Source organism: Frondihabitans sp. PhB188, assembly GCF_003752365.1.
GTDB lineage: Bacteria > Actinomycetota > Actinomycetes > Actinomycetales > Microbacteriaceae > Frondihabitans.
Genome location: NZ_RJUO01000001.1, coordinates 497,467 through 520,150, shown reverse-complemented (window position 1 = coordinate 520,150; position 22,684 = coordinate 497,467). Strand labels below are relative to the sequence as shown.

Genomic DNA, 22,684 nt, shown 5'->3' with positions numbered 1-22,684 from the left:
GGGTTGCGGGGTGAATTCCGCTCGCGCCTGGCTCGTCTGGGGCGCCGCGGTCTTCGCCTACGTCGTCGCCGTCCTGCAGCGCTCGTCGCTCGGCGTCGCGGGCGTCGACGCCCAAGACGTCTACTCCATCTCGGCGGCGACGCTCTCGACGCTCGCGGTGACCCAGATCGTGGTGTACGCCGGGCTCCAGGTGCCCGTGGGCGTCATGCTCGACCGGGTCGGGCCGAAGTTCCTGCTCGTGCTGGGGGCGGTCGTGCTCGGTCTCGGCCAAGCGGTCGTCGCCGTCTCGCCGCCGCACATCGGCGTGGCCATCGCGGGCCGCATGCTCGTCGGAGCGGGTGACGCGATGACCTTCATCTCGGTGATCCGCCTGCTGCCGTCGTGGTTCCGCGGGCCGGTGCTGCCGCAGGTCTCGCAGTGGACAGGCAACCTCGGGCAGATCGGGCAGATCCTCTCGGCGATCCCGTTCGCCGCCGTGCTGCACACGGCCGGCTGGAGCACGGCATTCGCGGTCGCCGCCGGTGTCGCCGGCGTATCGGTCGTCGTGCTGATGCTGGTCGTGCGCGACTCTCCCGTCGGCCGCACCGAGCTGCCCGTCGTCGCCTCGTGGGCCGCCGCCGGACGTCAGCTCGCCGAGAGCGTCAAGCGCCCCGGAACCCGGCTCGGCTTCTGGTCGCACTACGTGACCCAGTCGTCGGGCACCGTGTTCAGCCTGCTCTGGGGAGTTCCCGCGCTCGTGGGCGGCCTCGGATTCAGCCGCGGCGAGGCGTCCGGGCTGCTCGCGCTGCTCGTCGTCACAGGGGTCGTCGCTGGCCCCCTCCTGGGTCTGCTCACCGCCCGGTTCCCGCTCCGCCGGTCGAACCTCGTGCTCGGCATCGTGTCCGTGCTCGGGCTGATGTGGACCCTCGTGCTCGCGTGGCCCGACCGGCCGCCGCACTGGCTCGTCGTCGCGCTCGTCGTCGCCCTCGGGGTCGGCGGGCCGGGCTCGCTCATCGGCTTCGACTTCGCACGCACCTTCAATCCGCTCCGCAGCCTCGGCGTAGCCAACGGCATCGTGAACGTCGGCGGGTTCCTGGCGAGCTTCGTGATGATGTTCCTGATCGGCATCGTGCTCGACGCCCTCCACCGCGCCGGGGTCGCGGCGGGGGATCCGCAGCCTCTCTTCGCCTGGTCGAGCTTCCGCGTCGCCTTCTGCGTGCAGTATGTGATCGTCGGAGCGGGAGTGGTCGGGCTGGTCGTCGACAGGCGAGGCACGAGGCGGCGCATGCACCTCGAGGAAGGAATAGAAGTGGGCCCGCTCTGGGTTGCACTCTCCAGGAAGTTACGTCGCCACTAGCAGTGAATGCCCCCTTTTGTAAACGGGTCGCTCTCGGGCGTGCAATAATTACTCACGGACCCTTTCTTGTCCCTTGGTGAAATGCCTCGGGGCTTGACATGGGTCCTTGCTGTGCCGCTTTGGCAGGCACAGTCACCCGAACCGAACTGCCCGAAACCGAACTCTCTGGCCGACGACAAGCAGGATCAGCGTCGTCGTCCTCCCCGCCTTGCAGTCGCAGAACCACCGACGGCGCAGGGCCTCCACCGACTTTTCGAAGCCCGAGTGAAAGGTGCACCCAATGGCTACTCGCACCAAAGCCCCCGTCGCCGCCGCCGTGACCGACACCGACGACATCACCACCGAGGACGCGGCTGTCGCCGCCCCCGCCGCCAAGAAGCCCGCTGCGAAGAAGGCTCCTGCCAAGAAGGCACCGGCCAAGGCGAAGGCATCGCCCGCCAAGGCCAAGGCTGCCGGCAAGTCGGCTGACGACGACGAGGAGGACGACGAGCCCGAGGTCGTCGTCGCCGACGACACCGCCGAGACGACCGAGACCGCGGACGGCACCGAGACGGCCGACGGCGAGGAGACCACCGACGCCGAGAAGGCCGCCGACGAGGTCCTCCCCACCGGCGCCCTCGTCATCTCGCAGGACGACGACGACGAGATCCCCGTCTACTCGTCGACCATCACCGGCGCCACCGCCGATCCGGTCAAGGACTACCTCAAGCAGATCGGAAAGGTCGCGCTCCTGAACGCGGCCGAAGAGGTCGAGCTCGCCATGCGCATCGAGGCGGGCCTGTTCGCCGACGACAAGCTGGCCAACTCGACGGGCCTCTCGAAGGAGCTCGAGCGCGAGCTGCGCTGGGTCTCCCGCGACGGCCAGCGCGCCAAGAGCCACCTGCTCGGCGCCAACCTCCGACTCGTGGTGAGCCTGGCCAAGCGGTACACCGGCCGCGGCATGCAGTTCCTCGACCTCATCCAGGAAGGAAACCTGGGCCTCATCCGCGCGGTCGAGAAGTTCGACTACACCAAGGGCTTCAAGTTCTCGACGTACGCCACGTGGTGGATCCGCCAGGCCATCACCCGCGCGATGGCCGACCAGGCCCGCACCATCCGCATCCCCGTGCACATGGTCGAGGTCATCAACAAGCTCGCCCGCGTGCAGCGCCAGATGCTGCAGGACCTCGGCCGCGAGCCCACCCCCGAAGAGCTGTCACGCGAGCTGGACATGACGCCCGAGAAGGTCGTCGAGGTCCAGAAGTACGGCCGCGAGCCCATCTCGCTGCACACCCCGCTCGGTGAAGACGGCGACAGCGAATTCGGCGACCTCATCGAAGACACCGAGGCCGTCGTGCCCGCCGACGCCGTGGGCTTCACGATGCTGCAGAAGCAGCTCGAGTCGCTGCTCGACAGCCTCTCCGAGCGTGAGGCCGGCGTGATCCGCATGCGCTTCGGGCTCGGCGACGGGATGCCCAAGACCCTCGACCAGATCGGCGACACGTTCGGAGTGACGCGCGAGCGCATCCGCCAGATCGAGTCGAAGACGATGGCCAAGCTGCGCCACCCGTCGCGGTCGCAGTCCCTCCGCGACTACCTCGAATAAGAAGCACCCATCGCCGACGCAGCCGACGCTAGGAATCCTTTGAAGTACGTTCTCCCCATCCTCCTCGGGCGTCTCGTCCGCGTTCTCGCAAGGGCCCGAGGGGGTGGGTCGGCGTACCCCGGCTACCTCGTCCTCAAGCTGCTCCCGACCTTCCTCACGGATGTCACCAAGCAGTTCGACCGGGGCGTCCTGTTCGTGCTCGGCTCGAACGGCAAGTCGACGACGACGCACATGCTGTCCGACATCATGCGCTCGCACGGCCTGCGCGTCTTCACGAACCCGACCGGGGCCAACCTGCCGCAGGGCATCGCGTCGGCGCTCCTCTCCGAGGTGAGCCTGTTCGGGCGACTCAAGGCCGACGTCGGCGTGCTCGAGGTCGACGAGGCGTTCGCCGTCGAGCTCTCCGGTCATCTGCACCCCTCGACGGTCCTCATGCTCAACGTGCAGGTCGACCAGCTCTACCGCTTCTACGAGACCTCGCGCGTCGCCGACATGATGACCGACACGGCCGCCACCGCGGGCACGCACGTCGTCACCAACCGCGACGACGAGTACCTCGGCCCGTTCGAGAGCGCCACGCTCGACGTCACCCGCTTCGGCGCGTCCCCGGCCCTGGTCGCCGCGGCGCCTCACGGGCTGCAGAACGCCAGCGCGTACGACAAGGGCGCAGGAACGCGCGCTCTCACCGCCGAGGCCGAGGTCACCGCGCTGACCGCCACCGGCGCCACCATCGCGCTCGGAGACCAGGCCGTCGACGTCCGGCTCCCCGCCAAGGGGCTCCACTACGCGGTCGACGCGGCCGCCGCGATCCAGACCGCCCGCGTCGCGCTCGGCCCCGAGTTCGACTCCCATAAGGCCGTCGCGGCCTTCGCCGCGATGAAGCCGGCCTACGGCCGTGGTGAGCGCCTGAAGATCGGCAGCGACGAGGCCGAGTTCGTCATGTTCAAGAACGCGGCGAGCCTGCAGCTGAACCTCGACGCCCTGGCGACGGCGCCCGAGCAGGTGCTCCTCGCAATCGACGAGGGCACCCCCGACATCTCGTGGATCTACGACGTCGACTTCTCGTCGCTCGACCACGTCGACGTGGTCTCGGGCGCGAAGGCCTGGCAGATCGCGCTGCGCCTGGAGCATGCAGGCATCCCGATCGGCACCGTCGAGCCGCAGATCGAGAAGGCCATCGACCTGATGAAGGCCCTGCCGTCGCCGTCGGGCAAGACGAAGAACTTCATCGTGAACTACGAGCAGATGATGATCGCGCGCAAGATGCTCGGCTACCCCGACCTGGAGAAGCGAGCATGACCGACCTGACCATCCTCCAGCTCTATCCCGAGCAGCTCGGCGTCTCGGGCGACGGCGGCAACGTCGTGACGCTCGCCGAGCGCGCCCGGCGCGGCGGCCTCGACGTGGCCGTGACCGAGCACCGCCCCGGAGACGCGCTTCCCGCGGCGGCCGACGTCGTGCTCATCGGCAGCGGCCCGCTGTCCACTCTCCGCGCCATCCACTCCGATGTGCTGCGGTTCCGCGAGCTCCTCTCGGACTGGTCGGACGCCGGGATCCCTGTCGTCGCCATCGGCGGCGGCATGGAGATCCTCTCGCGCGGAATCAGCGGAGAGGGCGCCGACCTCGAGGGCCTCGGCTTCTTCGACGCGAGCGCGCACCGGGGCGCCCAGCGCCGTGCCAACTACTTCAAGGTGAGCACGCCCTACGGAGGTGGCTCGCTCTACCTGCTCGGCTTCGAGGACCACGCGACGCGCTTCGAGCTCGGCGCCGGCGCGAGCCCGTTCGGCGCCGTCGTCAGCGGCGGTGGCAACGGAGACGGACGCGAGGGCGTCATCCGCGGAGCCTCCTTCGGCACGCAGATGAAGGGGCCGGCGCTGCCCCTCAATCCGGCGCTCACCGACCGAGTGCTCACGGCGGCGGTCGCTCGCACGGGCGGCGCGTACGCCGTGGCCGACGCCCACGCGACGCTCGACGAGTACGCGACGAAGTCGCGCGAGGTCATCTCGGCGAACCTGGAGCACGTCTTCAAGGCGATGTGACGGCGGCGGGTGGCAGTTCCTGCGCCCGCTTCTCGCTAGCGTGGCACCATGCCCACCCGCGTGACCCTCGTGTCAGACACTCACGTTCCCAAGCGCGCCAAGCAGCTGCCGGAGACCGTCTGGCGGGCCGTCGAGAGCGCCGACGTCGTGATCCACGCCGGAGACTGGGTCGAGCTGTCGATGCTCGACGACTTCGAGCGGCGATCGAGGCGCCTCCTCGCCGTCCGCGGCAACAACGATGGGCCGGAGTTCGAGCCGCGCCTTCCGCTGGTGGCGACGGCCGACATCGAAGGCGCGCGCATTGTCGTGGTCCACGAGACCGGCCCCGCGCTCCGCCGGGAGGAGCGCGCCGACGCGGAGTACCCCGAGGCCGACGTGATCGTCTTCGGCCACAGCCACATCCCGTGGGACTCCGTGACAGCGGCGGGTACGCGGATGCTCAACCCGGGGTCGCCGACCGACCGGCGCCGCCAGCCGGCATGCACGTTCATGACCCTGGTGCTCGACGACGGCCGTGTTCGCGATGTCGAGGTCGTGCGGTTGCCTCTCCGGTCGTCGCCGAGGTAGGTAGGGGAGAACGGCAGAAGACCCGCACCCCGGTGGGGGAGCGGGCCTTCTTGGAAAGTCTGTAGGTGAGGAGCCGGGCTCTTAGTGGAGCTTGGCCGTCTCGTCGAGCCATTCGATGGCGTTCGGCTGCAGCTTCTCCTTGAACTTGGCGCCGTGGTGGGCGCAGAACAGGAGCTCACCGCTCGCCATGGTCGCTCGGATGTACGCCTGGGCTCCGCAGCTGTCGCAGCGGTCTGCTGCCGAGAGCTGGTAGCGGGAGCCGAGCTCGTCGACGGCTGTGTGGTCGGTGGCCATCTGAGTCATGTGATGCTCCTCCAATACGGTGGTGCGCGGGTTCGTGACACTCATCAAAACACGGGAACGTTTCGTCCGTGCGACATTTCGCCGGATTTCGCTGTTCGCGTACGGGATTGGACGACCCCAGTCCGGGGAGCCCTCCCGTGCGGGTGTCGGGCACGGAATGGCCCGGTGACGCACGTATTCTTAACGCGTCGCTTGTGCGGATTCATTCCTGGGCAACGACGAAGAAGCACCTGAATGGAGTTCCGTGGCAACCACCCCGCCGTCCCAGTACGAAGCACGTCACCTGTCGGTGCTCGAGGGTCTGGAGGCGGTGCGCAAGCGCCCGGGCATGTACATCGGCTCGACCGATTCGCGCGGCCTCATGCACTGTCTGTGGGAGATCATCGACAACTCGGTCGACGAGGCCCTCGGCGGCTTCGGAACGTCGATCGACGTGGTCCTGCACGCCGACGACAGCGTCGAGGTCCGCGACACCGCCCGCGGGATCCCCGTCGACATCGAGCCGAAGACCGGCCTCACGGGCGTCGAGGTCGTCTTCACGAAGCTCCACGCGGGCGGCAAGTTCGGCGGCGGCTCCTACGCGGCATCCGGCGGCCTGCACGGCGTCGGCGCCTCGGTCGTGAACGCCCTCTCGGAGCGCCTCGACGTCGAGGTCGACCGCGGAGGCAAGACGCACGCCATGTCGTTCCACCGCGGCGAGCCCGGCACCTTCGCCGACGGCCCCGACGGGCCCACACCCGACGCGACCTTCACGCCGTTCGAGAACGGCAGCGTGCTCCGGGTCGTCGGCAAGGCGCCGAAAGCCGCCACCGGCACGCGCATCCGCTACTGGGCCGACCGGCAGATCTTCACCAGGGGCGCCGCGTTCGTCACCGACGACCTCGTCAAGCGCGCCCAGCAGACCGCGTTCCTCGTTCCCGGCCTCACGATTCGCGTGCGCGACGAGCGCCCGGTCACCACCGCCGACACCGAGGGCAATCAGCCCCTCGAGTCCGTCTTTTCGTACGAGGGCGGCATCTCGGAGTTCGTCGACTTCCTCGCTCCCGACAAGGCCGTCACCGACACCTGGCGCCTGCAGGGCACCGGGCACTACACCGAGACCGTCCCCGTGCTGAACGACCACGGGCAGATGGTCTCGACCGACGTCAAGCGCGAGTGCGAGGTCGACATCGCCCTGCGCTGGGGCGAGGGCTACGAGACTGTCACGCGCAGCTTCGTCAACATCATCTCGACGCCCAAGGGCGGCTCGCACCAGACCGGCTTCGACGCCGGGCTGCTGAAGTTCTTGAAAGACCAGGTCACGTCGAACGCCCGCCGCTTGAAGGTCGGCAACGACAAGCTCGAGAAGGACGACATCCTCGCCGGTCTCACCGCCGTGCTCACGGTGCGCCTGCCCGAGCCGCAGTTCGAGGGCCAGACCAAGGAGGTGCTCGGAACCCCCGCCGTCCGCCAGATCGTCTCGAACGTCGTCGCCAGAGAGATGGCCGCGATCTACGCGTCGCCCAAGCGCGACGACAAGACGCAGGCCGCCGCGGTGCTCGACAAGATCGTCACCGAGATGAAGTCGCGCATCGCCGCCCGCGCTCACAAAGAGACGCAGCGCCGCAAGAACGCGCTCGAGTCGTCGTCGCTCCCGTCGAAGCTCGTCGACTGCCGTTCGAGCGACGTGTCGTCGAGCGAGCTGTTCATCGTCGAAGGCGACTCGGCGCTGGGCACCGCACGGGCGGCCCGCAACAGCGAGTACCAGGCGCTGCTGCCGATCCGCGGCAAGATCCTGAATGTGCAGAAGGCGTCCGTCAGCGACATGCTGTCGAACCTCGAGTGCGCGTCGATCATCCAGGTGATCGGCGCCGGATCGGGTCGGTCGTTCGACCTCGACGTCGCCCGCTACGGCAAGGTCATCATCATGAGCGACGCCGACGTCGACGGCGCGCATATCCGCACGCTGCTGCTCACGCTGTTCTTCCGCTACATGAGGCCGATGATCGAGGCCGGCCGCGTCTTCGCCGCCGTGCCGCCATTGCACCGCGTCGTCGTGATCAACCCCGGATCGAAGCCGAACGAGACCATCTACACGTACTCCGAGGCCGAGCTGCACGGTGTTCTCGCCGGGCTGAAGAAGTCGGGCAAGAAGTACCAGGATCCGATCCAGCGCTACAAGGGCCTCGGCGAGATGGACGCCGAGCAACTGGCCACGACCACGATGGACCGCACCAACCGCATGCTCCGCCGCGTGAAGGTCGAAGACGCCGAGAACGCCGGCCGGGTGTTCGAGCTGCTGATGGGCAACGATGTGGCGCCGCGTAAGGAGTTCATCATCGACGGGGCCGGCCTGGCACGCGAGCGCATCGACACCTAGACCGCGTATTGAGGGGTCCGAGCCGTTCTGGAGGGTTCGAGCCGTTCTGGAGGGTTCGCGCGGAGGGGTCGCGACAACGCCGCCGTCCCCGCCGAATCGGCTCGCGCCCGCCGTCGCGTCGGCGGGACCGTGCCGAAACGGCGGGGTGGACCTGAGCGAGGCCGCGGAAGAGCCCCGGGCAGCGCCACCGCCCCGCCGAATCGGCTCGCGCCCGCCGTCGCGTCGGCGGGGGTGTCCCGATTCGGCGGGCTCAGCGCCGCAGCCGGCTCACGCGACAGCGCCACCGATCGACCCGACCACCGAGTCGAGCGGCGTGCCCGACGCGTCGCGCCGGGTGAGCGTCGCCGGAAGCTGCCTCACGCCGCCGTCGGCTCCGACGGCAAGCGCCGGGGCGACGCCGACCCAGGCGACCGCGAGGCCGTCCTCGCCCTTGAGCAGGGCGTGGGCGCGCACACCGCCGGTGGCGCGGCCCTTGGCGGGGTAGTCGACGAAGTCGCTGACCTTCGCGCGCCCGGGATCGGCCCCGGCGATGGTCGCCGCCGAGGTCGAGATCGTGGCGACCACGGCGTCCGAGCCGCCGGGCACGACCCCGAAGAAGAGCGCGGTGTCGCCGGCGCCGAGCGAGATGCCGGCGACGCCGCCGCCCGCCGGCCCCTGCGGGCGCACCAGCGAGGCCGAGTAGCGGAGCAGCTGCGTCTTCGCCGTCACGAACACCATCTCGTCGCTGTCGGGCCCCTGCGCGACCCCGACGACCGAGTCGCCGGCCTTGAGCGCGATCACCGGGAACTCCGGCTTCGACGGCCAGGCGCCCGGGGTCACGCGCTTGACGATGCCCTGCGCCGTCCCGAGCGCCAGCGGCTGGTCGAGGTCGAGCGACACGAGGCCGAGCACGGTCTCGCCCTTCGCCCACGACGGCAGCGCCAGGTAGTCCTTGATGGGCACTCCGGCTCCGAGCTGCACCGACGACGGCGGCGCCGCAGGAACGTCGACCGGCGTGAAGCGGATCAGCCGCCCGGTCGAGGTGACCGCCCCGATCTCTGCCCGGGTCGTGGTGACGACGCTCGACCGGATCGCATCGTGCCTGGTGCGGCGCGATGGCGGCACGGGTGCTGCGCCGTCGGTCTCGGCGAGATCCACGCGCAGGATCCGCCCGGTCGTCGACAGGTACACCTTCGTGGGCACGTCGGCCACCTCGAGCACGGGCGCGTTCTTCCGCGCCGACGAGGCGATGGACGGCGCGGCCTCGGTGAGCAGGGTGCGACGCGGCGTGCCGAACTGGTCGGCGATGTCGGCGAGCTCGCTCGACACGAGGGCGCGCAGCTTGGCGGGGTCGCCGAGGAGGTCGCGGAGTTCCTGGATCGCCGCCCGCAGCTCGTCTCGCTCGGTCTCGAGCTCCATGCGGCTGAACTTCGTGAGACGGCGGAGGCGCAGCTCGAGGATGTACTCGGCCTGCAGGTCGCTCAGGTCGAAGACCTCGCGCAGACGCGTCTTGGCCGCGTCGGAGTCGTCGCTCGTGCGGATCACCTGGATGACCTCGTCGATGTCGAGGATCGCGATCAGGAGGCCCTCGACCAGGTGCAGGCGGTCTTCGCGCTTCTGCAGGCGGTAGCGGCTGCGCCGGGTGACGACCTCGAGGCGGTGCGCGACGAAGACCTCGAGCAGCTCCTTCAGGCCGAGCGTGCGGGGCTGGCCCTCCACGAGGGCGACATTGTTGATGCTGAAGCCGTCTTCGAGCGGCGTGTGCCGGTAGAGCTGCTCGAGCACGGCCTCGGGGCTGAAGCCCGTCTTGATCTCGACGATGAGGCGCATGCCGTGGTGGCGGTCGCTGAAGTCGTTGATGTCGGAGATGCCCGTGAGCTTCTTCGCGTTGACGCCGTCCTTGACCTTCTCGATGACCTTCTCGGGCCCGATCAGGTAGGGCAGCTCGGTGAAGACGAGGCCCTTCTTGCGGGCGGTGAGGTTCTCGATCGAGACCTTGGCCCGGACCTTGAAGCTCCCTCGGCCGGTCGCGTAGGCGTCGCGCACGCCGGCCAGGCCGGCGATCGTGCCGCCGGTCGGGAGGTCGGGGCCGGGCACGAAGGCCATGAGCTCGTCGAGCGTGGCGTCGGGGTGATCGATCAGGTGGCGAGCCGCCCCGACGATCTCGACGAGGTTGTGGGGCGCCATGTTCGTCGCCATGCCGACGGCGATGCCGGAGCCGCCGTTGACCAGGAGGTTGGGAAAGGCCGAGGGGAGGACCTCGGGCTGCATCAGCTGGTTGTCGTAGTTGGGCACGAAGTCGACGACGTCTTCGCCGAGGCCCTCGTTCATCGCCATGGCGGCCGGGGCGAGGCGGACCTCGGTGTACCGAGCGGCGGCGGGCGGGTCGTCGAGCGAGCCGAAGTTGCCGTGGCCGTCGATGGTCGGGAGGCGCATGGTGAAGTCCTGCGCCAGGCGCACGAGGGCGTCGTAGATCGCGGAGTCGCCGTGCGGGTGGAGCTTGCCCATGACTTCGCCGGTGACGCGCGCGCTCTTCACATGGCCGCGGTCGGGGCGCAGGCCCATCTCGGACATCTGGTACAGGATGCGGCGCTGCACTGGCTTCAGGCCGTCGCGAGCGTCGGGCAGGGCGCGGGAGTAGATGACCGAGTAGGCGTACTCGAGGAACGACCCCTGCATCTCGGTCGAGACGTCGACCTCCTCGATGCGCTCGCCCTCGTAGGCTCCGCCGGTGCTGTCGGTCGTCGTCATTCAGTCCTTCTACTGTTGCCACGAAACCCGGCCGCCGCGGCTGTGCCAGACTGGGCCGGATGACGACCATGGTACCGGCGCGAGACCCCGCGACCCGGAGCCTGGCCGACGTGCTCCCAAGCTGTGTCGCGGCGCTCCGCGGCGAGGCGAACGCCCTCGGCTTCCCGGCGGCGACGCAGATCGTGGTGGTGATCGTCGACGGGCTCGGCGCCGCCGCACTCAAGCAGCGAGCCGCCTACGCGCGGACGCTGGCCGCCGCGTCCACCCCGTTCTTCTCGGGCTTCCCGACGACGACCGCGGCGTCGCTGGCGACCATCACCACCGGCACGCTCCCCGGCCAGCACGGCCTCGTCGGCTACAGCGTGCTCGACGGCGCCCACGACCGGGTCGTCAAGCAGCTCTCGGGCTGGGACGACAGGCTCGACCCCCTCACCTGGCAGCGCGTGCCGACGGTCTTCGAGACGCTGAAGGCGGAGGGCGTCGCCTCGTACGCGGTGGGCCCGGCGCGGTACGCCCGCACCGGACTCACGCACGCGGTGCTGCGCGGTGCCACGTACACGTCGGCCGACTCGGTGGAGGCGAGGTTCGACGCCGCGGCGCGGGTGCTCGGAGTTCCTGCGCCCTCTGTGACGTATCTCTACGTGCCGGAACTCGACGTGGCGGGTCACCGGTCGGGGTGGGAGTCTCCGGAGTGGTCGGCCGCCCTCGAGCTCGTCGACTCGCAGCTGCGCACGCTCGTGGCGGGCCTGCGCCGAGACCAGGCCGTCGTCGTCACGGCCGACCACGGCGTGCTCGACGTGAAGCCGTCCAAGCACGTCGTCTTCGGCGGCTCGCCCGAGCTCGTCGACGGCGTGCGCCACGTCGCGGGGGAGCCGCGGTGCCTGCAGCTGCACTTCGAGCCCGACCTGTCGCCGTCCGACCGGGCGACGCTCGTCGGGGCCTGGCATGAGTCGGAGGACGACCGCTCGTGGGTCGTCACCCGCGACGACGCGATCGCCGCCGGCTGGTTCGGCGACGTCGCACCCGAGGTGGCACCGCGGATCGGCGACCTGCTCGTCGCAGCCCGGAAGGGCATCGCCTACTACCGCTCCGCCGACGAGCGCGGCCGCGGGATGATCGGGCAGCACGGCTCGTGGACGGCGGAGGAGACGCAGGTGCCGCTGGCGCGGTTCGGGGCGTTCGCGTGAGGTTCGGCGTCGTTCGCTGAGGCCCTCTCATCGCTTCGTCGTCGCGAGGGCCTGCCTCAGCGACGGCGGACAGACTGCTGGACGCCGGCGCCCACGCCGTGCTCGGCCTCGAAGGCGGCGAGACGGCGCGTGCCGACGATCCGCTCGCGGAGGCCCACCACGATCCAGAACACGGCCATGGCCAGGTAGGCCCAGGCGAACCACCGTGACGAACCCGACGCGATCAGCTCCCCGAGGCTCAGGACCAGGAAGACGAAGCCTCCGATCAGCGCGAACAGACCGTAGTTGCGACGCCGGTCGATCGCCATGCGCTGCTGGATCAGGGAGGGCATGGCTCGACCCTACGACTTCAGCATTGAGGATGCCTCGATGACGTGGAACCGCTCCAGCACGACCATCGTCGAATCGTCGAGGGTGAAGTCGCTGCCGAGCTCGGCTCGGAGCGGCTCGGAGGTCCAGAAGCGCTCGTGCCCGGCGCGCCACTGGGCGACCGATGCGTAGCCCTCGCCCTCGGCGATCGCGTGGTCCAGCGTCACGTCGCCGAGCCGCACGACATCGACGCGGGTCGTTTCGAGCACGAAGCGCGGGAGGCCGTCGGAGTCGATGGCGGTGCCGCGAGTTCCTGCGACCGGAACTGGCTCGCCCTCGACCTCGTACTCAAGCAGCAGGGAGCTCGTGCTCGTCTTATCGCCCGACGCGATCGCGGCGAGGAGGCTGTCGCGGAGGGGACCGGGGAAGGCGAACTCGATGGGCGGGAGGTCGTGGTGCATGGGTCGAGTCAATCAGCGGTGATTGCTAGCCGAGGATGTTCGGGCGGGGAGTCCTCGCGAACGTGCGCTGGGCGGGGGTCGATCCTTGCGGGGCGTGCACGAGAGGGTGTGGTTCCTTGCGAGCGCGCACTGCGTCCTTAGGTGAGGATCACGCCGCCAGACGGTACTCGCCGCGCCGCGCCGCCACCGCGTCGCCGTGCAGCCGCCGCGCCACGCCTGCCGTCAGGTCGAGCAGCGAGGCGTCGAGCGATGCGCCGATGGCGGCCAGGATCTCGCTCGACGGCTCTTTGATGCCGCGCTCCACCTCCGAGAGGTACTGCGGCGACACGCCCGCGCGCTTGGCAACCGATCGCAACGACTCGTCGCGCGACTCCCGTCGGCCGCGGAGCTGCTCTCCGACGAGCTCGCGCCAGAGGGCGGGCTTGCGGGTGGTGGGGGCGTCGTCCTGAGGCGTCATGTCGCGAGTAAATCAGGTGCAGGGCGCGGGGCGCCGGGCAGTCCGCTCTCAGCAGACGCGGCGCGCGCCGCACATGCGACCGGGAGCCCGCGCCCGCCTCACCCCAGCAGCGCCTCGATCTGCGCCACCACCAGGTCGGGCCGCGTCACGAAAGGGTGGTGCCCGGTCGCGAGCTCGACCGACCGGGTCGCCCGCGCGGCGTGGAATCGCTGCAGCTCGACGGACGTGCTGCGGTCGTCAGCGCACACGAGGTACGTCGAGTCGACGCCCTGCCAGCCCGCTGCGGTCGTCGGAGTCAGGAACGCGCCGGCGTCCTGAGCGGTGACCCGGCTCCAGCCGTCCTCCTGAGTCGCTGCGTCGGCATCCTGAAGAAAGCGCGCCCCGAACGACCGGGCGTCGTAGCCGTCGACGGCCAGGCGTCCGTCGCCGGCGTCGCGGATCTGCACCGGGTCGGTCTCGCCGCCCATGATCGCGCCCTGAGACATCCCGACGTCGGGGAGGTACGACGACACGTAGAGGAGGTGCGCCACGGCGGGATGCGCGCCGGCCTCGGCGATGACGGTGCCGCCGTAGGAGTGACCCACCACGATGGCGGTGTCGGCGGTGGCGTCGAGTTCCTGCGTCAGTGACGCCGCGTCAGCGGCCAGGCCGGTCGCGTCGTCGCGGGCAGGGATCTCGCCACAGGACGGCAGGGCCACCGCGCGGCTGCGGATTCCGGTGCGGGCGGCGAGAAGCTCGGCGGTGCGGTGCCACCACCAGTCGCCGTCGCGGACGAGGGCGCCGTGCACGAAGAGGAGTTCCATGGGTCGACCCTACGGAGGCAGCGGGCCTGCTGCGCGCGCCTCTGCTGAGGGCGGTCGCGCGGTCGGCACCACGTTCGGGACTCCACAGAGGAGAAGGACTCTGTGCCGAGTCCTCACCAGCGCGCGACGGACTGCTCTTACTCGCCCCGCCGCGACTCGCTGCGCTGCGAGACCGCGCCGCGCGGCCACACCACGATGAGCGCCGTCGCCAGGGGCCCGATGAAGAGCGACGCCACGAACCAGCGCCACCGCGACCTGCTCTTGCTCTCGGCGAGCCCGGCGTTGATCAACGCGAGCGTCAGCCAGCCGATGGGCGCTAGGCCCGAGTCTGTGTAGTCCATGAGATCCCCCTCTCGACGACAGTACCGGTGAGCACCGGGGGTACGAACCTGAACCCGGCTCACGACCCCTCCGTTAGCGTGTCGTGATGACAGTGATCCCCGAAGACAGGCTCAGCGGCGAGCTCCAACCCGGCGAACGCCTGCTCTGGTCGGGACGCGGCGATCCGTCTGTAGTCTTCGCTCGCTCTGACGTGTTCCTGATTCCGTTCAGCCTGCTCTGGGGAGGGTTCGCGATCTTCTGGACCGCTCAGGCGGCGGCGTCCGGCGCTCCGCCCTTCTTCCTCGTGTTCGGCGGCCTCTTCTGCCTGATCGGCCTCTTCTTCATCGTCGGACGCTTCTTCGTCAAGGCCCACCGCAAGCGCACGACGACCTACGCGATCACCGACCGACGCGCCCTGTCGAGCGACGGCCGCTCGACCCGGCAGACACGCCTGCCCGGCCCCGACCACACCGTCACCTGGTCGTCCGACCGCGCGCACGTCTCCGTCGTCTGGAACCAGCCAATCGCCGGCGGATTCTTCACCGGCAACCGCACACCGTGGCCCGTCAACTCGGGCATGGACGGCCTGTTCGGCACGCCGTCGCCCCTCGGGTTCTACGACGTCCGCGACGGTGCCGCCCTCGTCTCGGCCCTCCAGGCGGCCGACCGATGACGACCCCGGGCGCAGGAACTGCCCGTCGCCGCCCGTCCCTCGTCGTCGTCCTGATCGGCGTCGGCCTGCGTCGCTGCGCCGCCTCCCACGAGCCCCAGCTGGCCGGCGCGGCCGCCTGACCTTCGGCCCACGATCGGGACTCGGCACCGCAGATCATCGTGGTGTGGAGTCCTGATCGTGGTGCGGCCAGCGGCCCGGTGGTGTGGAGTCCTGATCGTGGTGCCGAGGCCGGTGTGGTGGTGCGGCGTCAGGCCGGATCGTCGTCCGAGCGCGCGCCGAACACGATCTCGTCCCAGCTCGGCATCGACGCGCGGCCCTTGCGGGCGCGCGGCACCTTGCGGGCCTCGGACACGCGCGACTCGGAGGGACGGGGCTCCGACGCACGCGGCTCGTCGGCGGGCGCAGACGCGGGTCGGCGCGATGCCGTCGGGTGCGTCGCGAGCGGCTTCGTGACGCGAGGCGCCTCGGCCTCGGGAGTGACACCTGAGCTCGAGGCCGCGCCGTCGGCTGATCCGCCGAGCGTCTCGTCGAAGTCGTCGAGCGGCACGTCGATCACCCGGATGCCGCCGGTGGAGGGGTGCGCGGCCCTCGCGCCGGCCAGCGGGTCGTCGTCACCGAAGCGGGCCGCCTCGCGCTCTCCGCGGCGGCGGCGGAGCGCGTCGAGGAGGTCGGCGGTCTGGTTGTGGGCGCTCTCGGCTTCAGGCGCACGGTTCATCGCTGCGAGCGACGCGGCGCTCCAGCCCTCGCGGGCGCGGGCGTGAGCGCTCGTGGGGGCGGGCTCGGCGGGGGCGGGCTCCTGCTGCACCTCGAAGGCGCCGCTGTCGAAGCGACCGCTGTCGTCGGGGTTCGACGATCCGGCCGGGGCGGCAGTTCCTGCGGGGAAAGCGGGGGAAGCGGGGGAGTCGGACACGGCTCGGAGCCGCGGCACGAGGGAGGAGTGGTCGGCGTCCTGGCGCGAGAGGGTGTGCGCGTCGCCGGAGAGCGGGGCGAGCCCCTGCTTCTTCGGGTCGAACCGCCAGGAGGCGTCGCGCTCGACCTCGCTGGTCGTGTAGCTGACGTGGACGATCCAGCCCTCGGCGTCTTTGTAGCTGGTCCAGTCGCGCGCCGTCGCCTCGGCCTCGTCGAGGCGGGAGTCGATGACGGCTCCGAACCGAGCCGACTCGGAGGCGCCGACTCCGGCGACGCTGACCGGGACGGCACGCGCCGACTCGAGCAGGAACGCGCGCTCGTCGAGCACGGGCCCCTCGAAGCGCCGGACGTAGCCGATCTCGGCGCCGGTGTCGGCGGAGACCTGTTCAGCGGTGCGGCCGGCGCGGATGCTCGCCTGGATCTCGCGCGGGGACACCCGGTGCTTCACGGGGGTCTGGTCGGGGTCGGCCTGGCGGAGCTGCGACTGCAGCGAACCGGTCACGGGCAGGCGGAATTCGCTCCCGGCATCGGTCGCGACGAGCAGTGCGCCGCTCTCGACTCCGACGACTCGCAGATCTTGCATGGTGTCCCGCCTTTCGCCTTCGCGATTAGCGCTCAGGATGCCACGGCAGGGGCGCTGATCCGGGGAATAACGCGGGCGTGCCGCAAGTTGTGGTCGTGCGGCTTCGGGCGGTCGACGAGGCCCTCCGGCGGGTTTGCCATCGACATTCATCTGATGCAAACTGTGGCCGCCGATTTCGGCACACGGCCGGATATTCGCAGCAGGACTGAGACAGAACTGGAGTGGCATGGCCACCGACTACGACGCACCTCGCAAGACCGACGACGATTCCGAGTCGATCGAGGCGCTGAAAGAGCGGGTTCCCGACTCGATGTCGGGTGTGGTCGACGTCGACGACGCCGACAATCCCGGAAACTTCGAACTCGCCGGGCAGGATCTCAGCGATCTCGACCTCGACGTCGTCGTGCTGCCCCCGCAGGTCGACGAGTTCACCTGCGTCGAGTGCTTCCTGGTCAAGCACCGCTCGCAGCTCGACCACGAGACCAAGCTCGGGCCTATCTGCCTGGAGTGCGCGGCCTGATCCCGTCGATCGCCGCGGACAGCCGAGTCGGGTGGCGAGTCGAGACGAGCCAGTAGGGCGCCGGGTCGTCCGGGTCGGTCAGATCGATCTTGAGCACCGGCTTGACCCAGCCCCGAAACAGCGTCCAGGCGCGGGCATCGAGCCGCGTTCCCCGTTGGGCCGTCGCATCCTCTCCGGAGAACGCGGCGGCCTCTCCTATCTCTCCCGGGTAGAGGATCGCCCGCCCGGCGCGGAACCCCTCGTCGTCGACAGTCAGCACGGGCGACCCGAACCAGAGCATCAGGCCGAAGACGGCGAACAGCCCGACGCCGACAGCCCAGCCGACCGGCACATTGATGGGCAGGAACACCAGCACGCTCGCGGGCACGACCATCAGCAGGGCGAGGAAGACTTGCGGCGGGGGAGAGAGGCGTTCGCGGTACGAGGTCATAGGACTATTCGACCAGACTTCTGCACTACCCTCGACACGTGCCTCAGCCACTCGATGTCCCGTTCGCCCCGCTGGGCGAGGCGGACGCACCCTCGTACGCGCACCCCGGCGACGCCGGCGCCGACCTGACCAGTCGCGAGAGCCTCACGCTCGAGCCCGGTGAGCGCGCACTCGTCTCGACCGGCGTCTCGATCGCCCTCCCCGAGGGCCACGTCGCATTCGTCGTGCCGCGCTCGGGTCTCGCCGCCAAGCACGGCATCACCGTCGTGAACTCCCCGGGCACCGTCGATGCGGGCTACCGCGGCGAGATCAAGGTGACCCTGCTGAACACCGATCCCCGCACCGCGTTCGAGGTCGGGGTCGGCGACCGCATCGCCCAGCTGATCGTGATGCCCGTCGTGCGCGCCGCCTTCGTACCCGTCGAGACGCTCCCCGAGAGCGACCGCGGCGCGGGCGGCTTCGGCTCGACCGGCACGACGGCCTTCGCCGCGTCCACCCCTCCAGCAGCCGCATCGACCGGCACCTCGACAACCGCGCCCGCCGAGGGCGCCCCGACAGAAGGCAACTGATGAGCAGAAAGTCCCGGCGCGAAGCCGCAGAAGCAGAGGCCGTCGAGTCGGTCGAGGTCGACGCCGTCGAGATCGCGAGCGACGACGACGCGGTCGAGCTGGTCGAGGCCGAAGAGGCCGAGACCTCTCTCGTCTTCGACGACAAGTCCGCGCCCGCCGACCGTGCCGAAGAGGGCCCGCTCGACGAGACCGAGGCCAACCCGGTGCGCCCCTACGTCGACCTGGGCGGCGTCAAGATCGTGCCGCGCGAGGGCCTGCACCTCCGCCTCGAAGTCGAAGAGGGCTCCAAGCGCGTCGTCGCCGTCGGTCTCGACTTCGCCAAGTCGACGCTGCAGGTGCAGCCCTTCGCCGCGCCGCGCTCGACCGGCCTCTGGCACGAGATCCGCGACCAGATCGCCGACCAGATCCGCAAGCAGGGCGGCACGACCAGCGAGGTCGACGGCCCGTTCGGCCCCGAGATCCGGGCTGAGATCCCCGTCGCCGCCGGCGCCGAGGCGACCGCCGGCCAGACCTCGCGCCTGGCGCGCTTCGTCGGTGTCGACGGTCCGCGCTGGTTCCTGCGCGGCGTCATCGCCGGCGACGCCACCGTCGACCCCGAGGCCGCCGAGAAGATCGAGGAGCTGTTCCGCAGCGTCGTCGTCGTGCGCGGCACCGAGCCCATGCCCCCGCGCGACCTGATTCCGCTGCACATGCCGAAGTCGACCCCGGGCGACGCGGGCACGACCACCGTCTGACGCCGTGACCGATCCCCACCGCGACGACGAGCCCGCCACCTCCCTCTCGGCCCAGCTGCGCGCGGCCGCGCAGCGCGCCGGCATCGGCCAGGTCGCTCCGGGCGAGGTGCCCACCGGCCACGCCCTGCTCTCGGCGATCGGGGGAGTCCGCGGCCTGGTCGAGTCGATCCTCCCCGGTCTCGCGTTCCTGGTCATCTACACGGCGACGCAGGAACTCCTGCCCTCCGTCCTCTTCCCCGTCGCCGTGGGAGTGGTGTTCGTCGTGATCCGCCTCGTGCAGCGGGGTCCGGTACCCCAGGCGTTCGCGGGCCTGCTGGGCATCGCCATCTCGGCCGCCCTCGCGCTGCTCTCGGGCCGCGCCGTCGACAACTTCCTCCCGGGCATCGTCATCAACTCCGTGTCGGCGTTCGTGCTGCTCGTCAGCCTCGCGGCGCGCTGGCCGCTCATCGGCATCGTCGTCGGCCTGCTCACGAACGAGGGCGGAGCCTGGCGAGCCGACCGCGCCAAGCGACGCGTGCTCACGCTGGCGACCTGGCTCTGGGTGCTGCTCTTCGCCGTGCGCCTCGCCGTCGAGGTGCCGCTCTTCCTGGCGAACGACGTGTCGCTGCTCGGCGCCATGAAGCTCATCCTGGGCGTGCCGTTCTATGCGGCCATGCTCTGGGTGACGTGGCTGCTGGTGCGGACGGTCTACGCCGCGCGCGCCGCCGACGAGGCTGCTGCGTCGTAGCCGGCGCGCAGTTCCTGCGCCATCTGCCCAGGTCGGGGGTTCTCGCCGCCGAGAAGCCCCGACCGGGGAGAGTCGCGAGCCCGAACCGCAGCGACAGTGCTAGATTTATCTCGACATCAAGATAAATCGACGCGGGCGGCCCTGCTGGGCGCCGCGGACTTAGGCTGGCCTTGCTGGTGAAGCGGTTCGTTTCGCCGGGATGATGAGGCCAGTCAGCGCAAGGGAGACGGCACGTGTCAGACGTAAACAGTTTCGGCTCGAAGAGCACTCTCACCGTCGGTGAGAAGACGTACGAGGTCTACCGCATCGACGCGGTACCGGGCTTCGACAAGCTGCCCTTCAGCCTCAAGGTCCTGCTCGAGAACCTGCTTCGCACCGAAGACGGCGCGAACGTGACCGAGTCGCAGATCAAGGCCCTCGGGTCGTGGGTGCCCGAGTCCGAGCCCGACACCGAGATCCAGTTCACGCCGGCCCGCGTGGTCATGCAGGACTTCACCGGCGTGCCGTGCATCGTCGACCTCGCCACCATGCGCGAGGCGATGGCCGACCTCGGCGGCGACCCCACCAAGATCAACCCGCTCTCGCCGGCCGAGCTGGTCATCGACCACTCGGTCATCGCCGACCTGTTCGGCTCCGAGAACGCCCTCGAGCGCAACGTCGAGCTCGAGTACGAGCGCAACGGCGAGCGGTACCAGTTCTTGCGCTGGGGCCAGACCGCGTTCGAGGACTTCAAGGTCGTGCCGCCCGGAACGGGCATCGTGCACCAGGTCAACATCGAGTACCTGGCGCAAGTGACCTACACGCGCACAGTCGACGGCGTGCTGCGCGCCTACCCCGACACCCTCGTCGGCACCGACTCGCACACCACGATGGTCAACGGCCTGGGCGTGCTCGGCTGGGGCGTCGGCGGCATCGAGGCCGAGGCCGCGATGCTCGGCCAGCCCGTGTCGATGCTGATCCCCAAGGTCGTCGGATTCAAGCTGTCCGGCGTGATCCCGACCGGCGTCACCGCGACCGACGTCGTGCTCACGATCACCCAGATGCTGCGCAAGCACGGCGTCGTCGGCAAGTTCGTCGAGTTCTACGGCGAGGGCGTCGGCGCGGTGCCGCTGGCCAACCGCGCCACCATCGGCAACATGAGCCCCGAGTTCGGCTCGACCGCCGCCATGTTCCCTATCGACGACGTGACCCTCGACTACCTGCGCCTCACCGGCCGCAGCGACGAGCAGGTCGCCCTCGTCGAGGCGTACGCGAAGACGCAGAGCCTCTGGCACGACCCGTCTGTCGAGCCGAGCTACAGCGAGTACCTCGAGCTCGACCTCGCCACTGTCGTCCCGTCGATCGCCGGGCCGAAGCGCCCCCAGGACAGGATCGAGCTCTCGCAGGCCAAGAGCCAGTTCGAGGTCGACCTCGGCAACTACGCCGACGCCGAGGAGCACTCGGGCGTCGACGAGGCCGTCGAGGCGACGTTCCCGGCGTCCGATCCTGTCGGTCTCACCGCCCAAGACGAGACCTCGGCTCACGAGCACTCCCACACCCATGCCGCCTCGGCCACGCCGTCGCACGCGTCGAAGCCGTCGCCGGTCACCCTGTCTGACGGCTCGGAGTTCACGCTCGACCACGGCGCCGTCGCCATCGCGGCGATCACGAGCTGCACGAACACGTCCAACCCCTCGGTCATGCTGGCCGCCGGCCTCCTGGCCCGCAACGCCAGCCAGAAGGGCCTCAAGGCCAAGCCGTGGGTCAAGACCACGCTCGCTCCCGGCTCGAAGGTCGTCACCGACTACTACGAGAAGGCCGGGCTCACCGCCTACCTCGAAGACCTGGGCTTCTACACGGTCGGCTACGGCTGCACCACCTGCATCGGCAACTCCGGACCGCTGCTCGACGAGATCTCGACCGCGGTGCAAGACAACGACCTCGCCGTCACGGCCGTCCTCTCGGGCAACCGCAACTTCGAGGGCCGCATCAACCCCGACGTCAAGATGAACTACCTGGCCTCTCCGCCGCTGGTCATCGCCTACGCCCTCGCCGGCTCGATGAACTTCGACTTCGAGACCGATGCTCTGGGAGTCGACGAGTCGGGCGCCGACGTCTACCTCCGCGACATCTGGCCCGAGGCCTCCGAGGTGCAGAAGACGATCGACGAGTCGATCGACACCGGCATGTTCACGCACGAGTACGCCGGCGTCTTCGACGGCGACGAGCGCTGGCGCGGACTCCCGACCCCCGAGGGCTCGACCTTCGAGTGGAGCGACGAGTCGACCTACGTGCGCAAGCCCCCGTACTTCGAGGGCATGACGATCGAGACGACCCCGGTCACCGACATCTCGGGCGCCCGCGTGCTCGCCAAGCTCGGCGACTCGGTCACCACCGACCACATCAGCCCCGCCTCGACCATCAAGGTCGACAGCCCGGCCGGCCGCTACCTCGCCGAGCACGGGGTCGAGCGCAAGGACTTCAACAGCTACGGCTCGCGCCGAGGCAACCACGAGGTCATGATCCGCGGAACGTTCGCGAACATCCGCCTGCGCAACCAGCTCCTCGACGGCGTCGAGGGCGGCTACACGCGCGACTTCACGAAGCCCGACGCCCCGCAGTCGTTCATCTACGACGCCAGCGCCAACTACCAGGCCGAGGGCACCCCGCTCGTCGTCCTGGCCGGCAAGGAGTACGGCTCCGGCTCGTCGCGCGACTGGGCGGCCAAGGGCACCTCGCTGCTCGGGGTCAAGGCGGTCATCACGGAGAGCTTCGAGCGGATCCACCGCTCCAACCTCATCGGCATGGGCGTCGTCCCGCTGCAGTTCCCCGCGGGCGAGACCTGGGACTCCCTCGGCCTCGACGGCACCGAGTCGATCAGCATCGCCGGGCTCACCGAGCTGAACGACGGCACGACGCCGAAGACGGTCCACGTGACCGCCGAGCCGACGGAGCACTCGCCTGCGGGCAAGCAGACCGTCGAGTTCGACGCCGTCGTCCGCATCGACACCCCCGGTGAGGCCGACTACTACCGCAACGGCGGGATCCTCCAGTACGTCCTGCGTTCTCTGGTGTAGTCCTCTCGAGCGATCGCCCTGCACCC

At 69.9% G+C, this 22,684-nt stretch carries 23 protein-coding genes; 14 read left to right on the top strand and 9 right to left on the bottom strand.

The annotated features are described in order from the left end of the window. Positions 1-10 precede the first annotated feature (10 nt). From EDF46_RS02440 to EDF46_RS02420, 5 genes are all read left to right on the top strand, one after another. Entirely contained in the window at positions 11-1,336 is a 1,326-nt protein-coding gene (locus EDF46_RS02440; protein ID WP_123504677.1) for a nitrate/nitrite transporter, read from the top strand. A gap of 280 nt (positions 1,337-1,616) precedes the next feature. Further along, positions 1,617-2,921: an RNA polymerase sigma factor gene (locus EDF46_RS02435; protein ID WP_123504676.1), complete on the top strand. Its 1,305-nt coding sequence runs from the start codon at positions 1,617-1,619 to the stop codon at positions 2,919-2,921. Between the two features lie 39 nt (positions 2,922-2,960). Next, entirely contained in the window at positions 2,961-4,220 is a 1,260-nt protein-coding gene (locus EDF46_RS02430; RefSeq protein ID WP_123504675.1) for a MurT ligase domain-containing protein, read from the top strand. After that, the gene (locus tag EDF46_RS02425) at positions 4,217-4,960 is read left to right on the top strand and encodes a type 1 glutamine amidotransferase (protein WP_123504674.1); all 744 of its coding nucleotides are present in this window, start codon (positions 4,217-4,219) and stop codon (positions 4,958-4,960) included. The genes EDF46_RS02430 and EDF46_RS02425 overlap by 4 nt, the downstream gene beginning before the upstream one ends. 48 nt (positions 4,961-5,008) lie before the next feature. Then, entirely contained in the window at positions 5,009-5,527 is a 519-nt protein-coding gene (locus EDF46_RS02420) for a metallophosphoesterase (protein ID WP_123504673.1), read from the top strand. A gap of 81 nt (positions 5,528-5,608) precedes the next feature. Here EDF46_RS02420 and EDF46_RS02415 read toward each other — a convergent pair whose 3' ends face one another. Next, on the bottom strand, positions 5,609-5,830 hold the full coding sequence (locus tag EDF46_RS02415) for a hypothetical protein (RefSeq protein WP_123504672.1): 222 nt from the start codon (positions 5,828-5,830) through the stop codon (positions 5,609-5,611). Positions 5,831-6,074: 244 nt separating this feature from the next. Between EDF46_RS02415 and EDF46_RS02410 the strand changes: the two genes are divergently transcribed. Then, on the top strand, positions 6,075-8,189 hold the full coding sequence (locus tag EDF46_RS02410; RefSeq protein ID WP_123504671.1) for a type IIA DNA topoisomerase subunit B: 2,115 nt from the start codon (positions 6,075-6,077) through the stop codon (positions 8,187-8,189). Between the two features lie 267 nt (positions 8,190-8,456). On the opposite strand, the gene EDF46_RS02405 is transcribed toward EDF46_RS02410, so the two are convergent. After that, positions 8,457-10,919: a DNA topoisomerase (ATP-hydrolyzing) subunit A gene (locus EDF46_RS02405; protein ID WP_123504670.1), complete on the bottom strand. Its 2,463-nt coding sequence runs from the start codon at positions 10,917-10,919 to the stop codon at positions 8,457-8,459. A 59-nt stretch (positions 10,920-10,978) separates the two neighbouring features. Between EDF46_RS02405 and EDF46_RS02400 the strand changes: the two genes are divergently transcribed. Further along, positions 10,979-12,106 (top strand): alkaline phosphatase family protein, encoded by a 1,128-nt coding sequence (locus tag EDF46_RS02400; RefSeq protein WP_199738175.1) that lies wholly within the window; start codon positions 10,979-10,981, stop codon positions 12,104-12,106. A gap of 56 nt (positions 12,107-12,162) precedes the next feature. On the opposite strand, the gene EDF46_RS02395 is transcribed toward EDF46_RS02400, so the two are convergent. The 5 genes from EDF46_RS02395 to EDF46_RS02375 all read right to left on the bottom strand — a co-directional run bounded on the left by EDF46_RS02395 (position 12,163) and on the right by EDF46_RS02375 (position 14,477). Continuing rightward, positions 12,163-12,438, bottom strand: a complete 276-nt coding sequence (locus EDF46_RS02395; RefSeq protein WP_123504669.1) for a hypothetical protein — start codon at positions 12,436-12,438, stop codon at positions 12,163-12,165. 9 nt (positions 12,439-12,447) lie between these two features. Beyond that, positions 12,448-12,876: an ASCH domain-containing protein gene (locus tag EDF46_RS02390; RefSeq protein ID WP_123504668.1), complete on the bottom strand. Its 429-nt coding sequence runs from the start codon at positions 12,874-12,876 to the stop codon at positions 12,448-12,450. 148 nt (positions 12,877-13,024) lie between these two features. Beyond that, positions 13,025-13,333: a helix-turn-helix domain-containing protein gene (locus EDF46_RS02385; RefSeq protein WP_123504667.1), complete on the bottom strand. Its 309-nt coding sequence runs from the start codon at positions 13,331-13,333 to the stop codon at positions 13,025-13,027. A gap of 98 nt (positions 13,334-13,431) precedes the next feature. Beyond that, a complete protein-coding gene (locus EDF46_RS02380) occupies positions 13,432-14,136 on the bottom strand; it encodes an alpha/beta hydrolase (protein ID WP_123504666.1) in 705 nt (234 codons plus the stop codon). Positions 14,137-14,273: 137 nt separating this feature from the next. After that, the gene (locus EDF46_RS02375) at positions 14,274-14,477 is read right to left on the bottom strand and encodes a hypothetical protein (protein WP_123504665.1); all 204 of its coding nucleotides are present in this window, start codon (positions 14,475-14,477) and stop codon (positions 14,274-14,276) included. Positions 14,478-14,563: 86 nt separating this feature from the next. Between EDF46_RS02375 and EDF46_RS02370 the strand changes: the two genes are divergently transcribed. Both EDF46_RS02370 and EDF46_RS18820 read left to right on the top strand, forming a co-directional pair. Continuing rightward, a complete protein-coding gene (locus EDF46_RS02370) occupies positions 14,564-15,130 on the top strand; it encodes a hypothetical protein (RefSeq protein WP_123504664.1) in 567 nt (188 codons plus the stop codon). Further along, positions 15,127-15,249: a hypothetical protein gene (locus tag EDF46_RS18820; protein ID WP_255410930.1), complete on the top strand. Its 123-nt coding sequence runs from the start codon at positions 15,127-15,129 to the stop codon at positions 15,247-15,249. The genes EDF46_RS02370 and EDF46_RS18820 overlap by 4 nt, the downstream gene beginning before the upstream one ends. A 128-nt stretch (positions 15,250-15,377) precedes the next feature. Here the strand turns inward: EDF46_RS18820 and sepH are convergent, their stop codons facing one another. Further along, positions 15,378-16,622 (bottom strand): septation protein SepH, encoded by a 1,245-nt coding sequence (gene sepH, locus EDF46_RS02365; RefSeq protein ID WP_158614134.1) that lies wholly within the window; start codon positions 16,620-16,622, stop codon positions 15,378-15,380. Positions 16,623-16,848: 226 nt separating this feature from the next. Between sepH and EDF46_RS02360 the strand changes: the two genes are divergently transcribed. Further along, positions 16,849-17,142 carry a DUF4193 domain-containing protein gene (locus tag EDF46_RS02360; RefSeq protein WP_123504662.1) on the top strand — a complete coding sequence of 98 codons (294 nt, stop codon included), beginning with the start codon at positions 16,849-16,851 and terminating at the stop codon, positions 17,140-17,142. Here the strand turns inward: EDF46_RS02360 and EDF46_RS02355 are convergent. Next, positions 17,117-17,572: a DUF3093 domain-containing protein gene (locus EDF46_RS02355; RefSeq protein WP_123504661.1), complete on the bottom strand. Its 456-nt coding sequence runs from the start codon at positions 17,570-17,572 to the stop codon at positions 17,117-17,119. The genes EDF46_RS02360 and EDF46_RS02355 overlap by 26 nt on opposite strands. A 38-nt stretch (positions 17,573-17,610) precedes the next feature. Between EDF46_RS02355 and dut the strand changes: the two genes are divergently transcribed. The 4 genes from dut (at position 17,611) to acnA (ending at position 22,658) form a co-directional block, all read left to right on the top strand. Further along, positions 17,611-18,141 carry a dUTP diphosphatase gene (dut, locus tag EDF46_RS02350; protein ID WP_123504660.1) on the top strand — a complete coding sequence of 177 codons (531 nt, stop codon included), beginning with the start codon at positions 17,611-17,613 and terminating at the stop codon, positions 18,139-18,141. Further along, positions 18,141-18,875, top strand: coding sequence for a DUF3710 domain-containing protein (locus EDF46_RS02345; protein ID WP_123504659.1), 735 nt, complete (start codon positions 18,141-18,143; stop codon positions 18,873-18,875). Before dut ends, EDF46_RS02345 begins: the two co-directional genes overlap by 1 nt. A 4-nt stretch (positions 18,876-18,879) precedes the next feature. Further along, a complete protein-coding gene (locus tag EDF46_RS02340; protein WP_123504658.1) occupies positions 18,880-19,602 on the top strand; it encodes a DUF3159 domain-containing protein in 723 nt (240 codons plus the stop codon). 233 nt (positions 19,603-19,835) lie between these two features. Beyond that, positions 19,836-22,658 carry an aconitate hydratase AcnA gene (gene acnA / locus EDF46_RS02335; RefSeq protein WP_123504657.1) on the top strand — a complete coding sequence of 941 codons (2,823 nt, stop codon included), beginning with the start codon at positions 19,836-19,838 and terminating at the stop codon, positions 22,656-22,658. Positions 22,659-22,684: the final 26 nt, after the last annotated feature.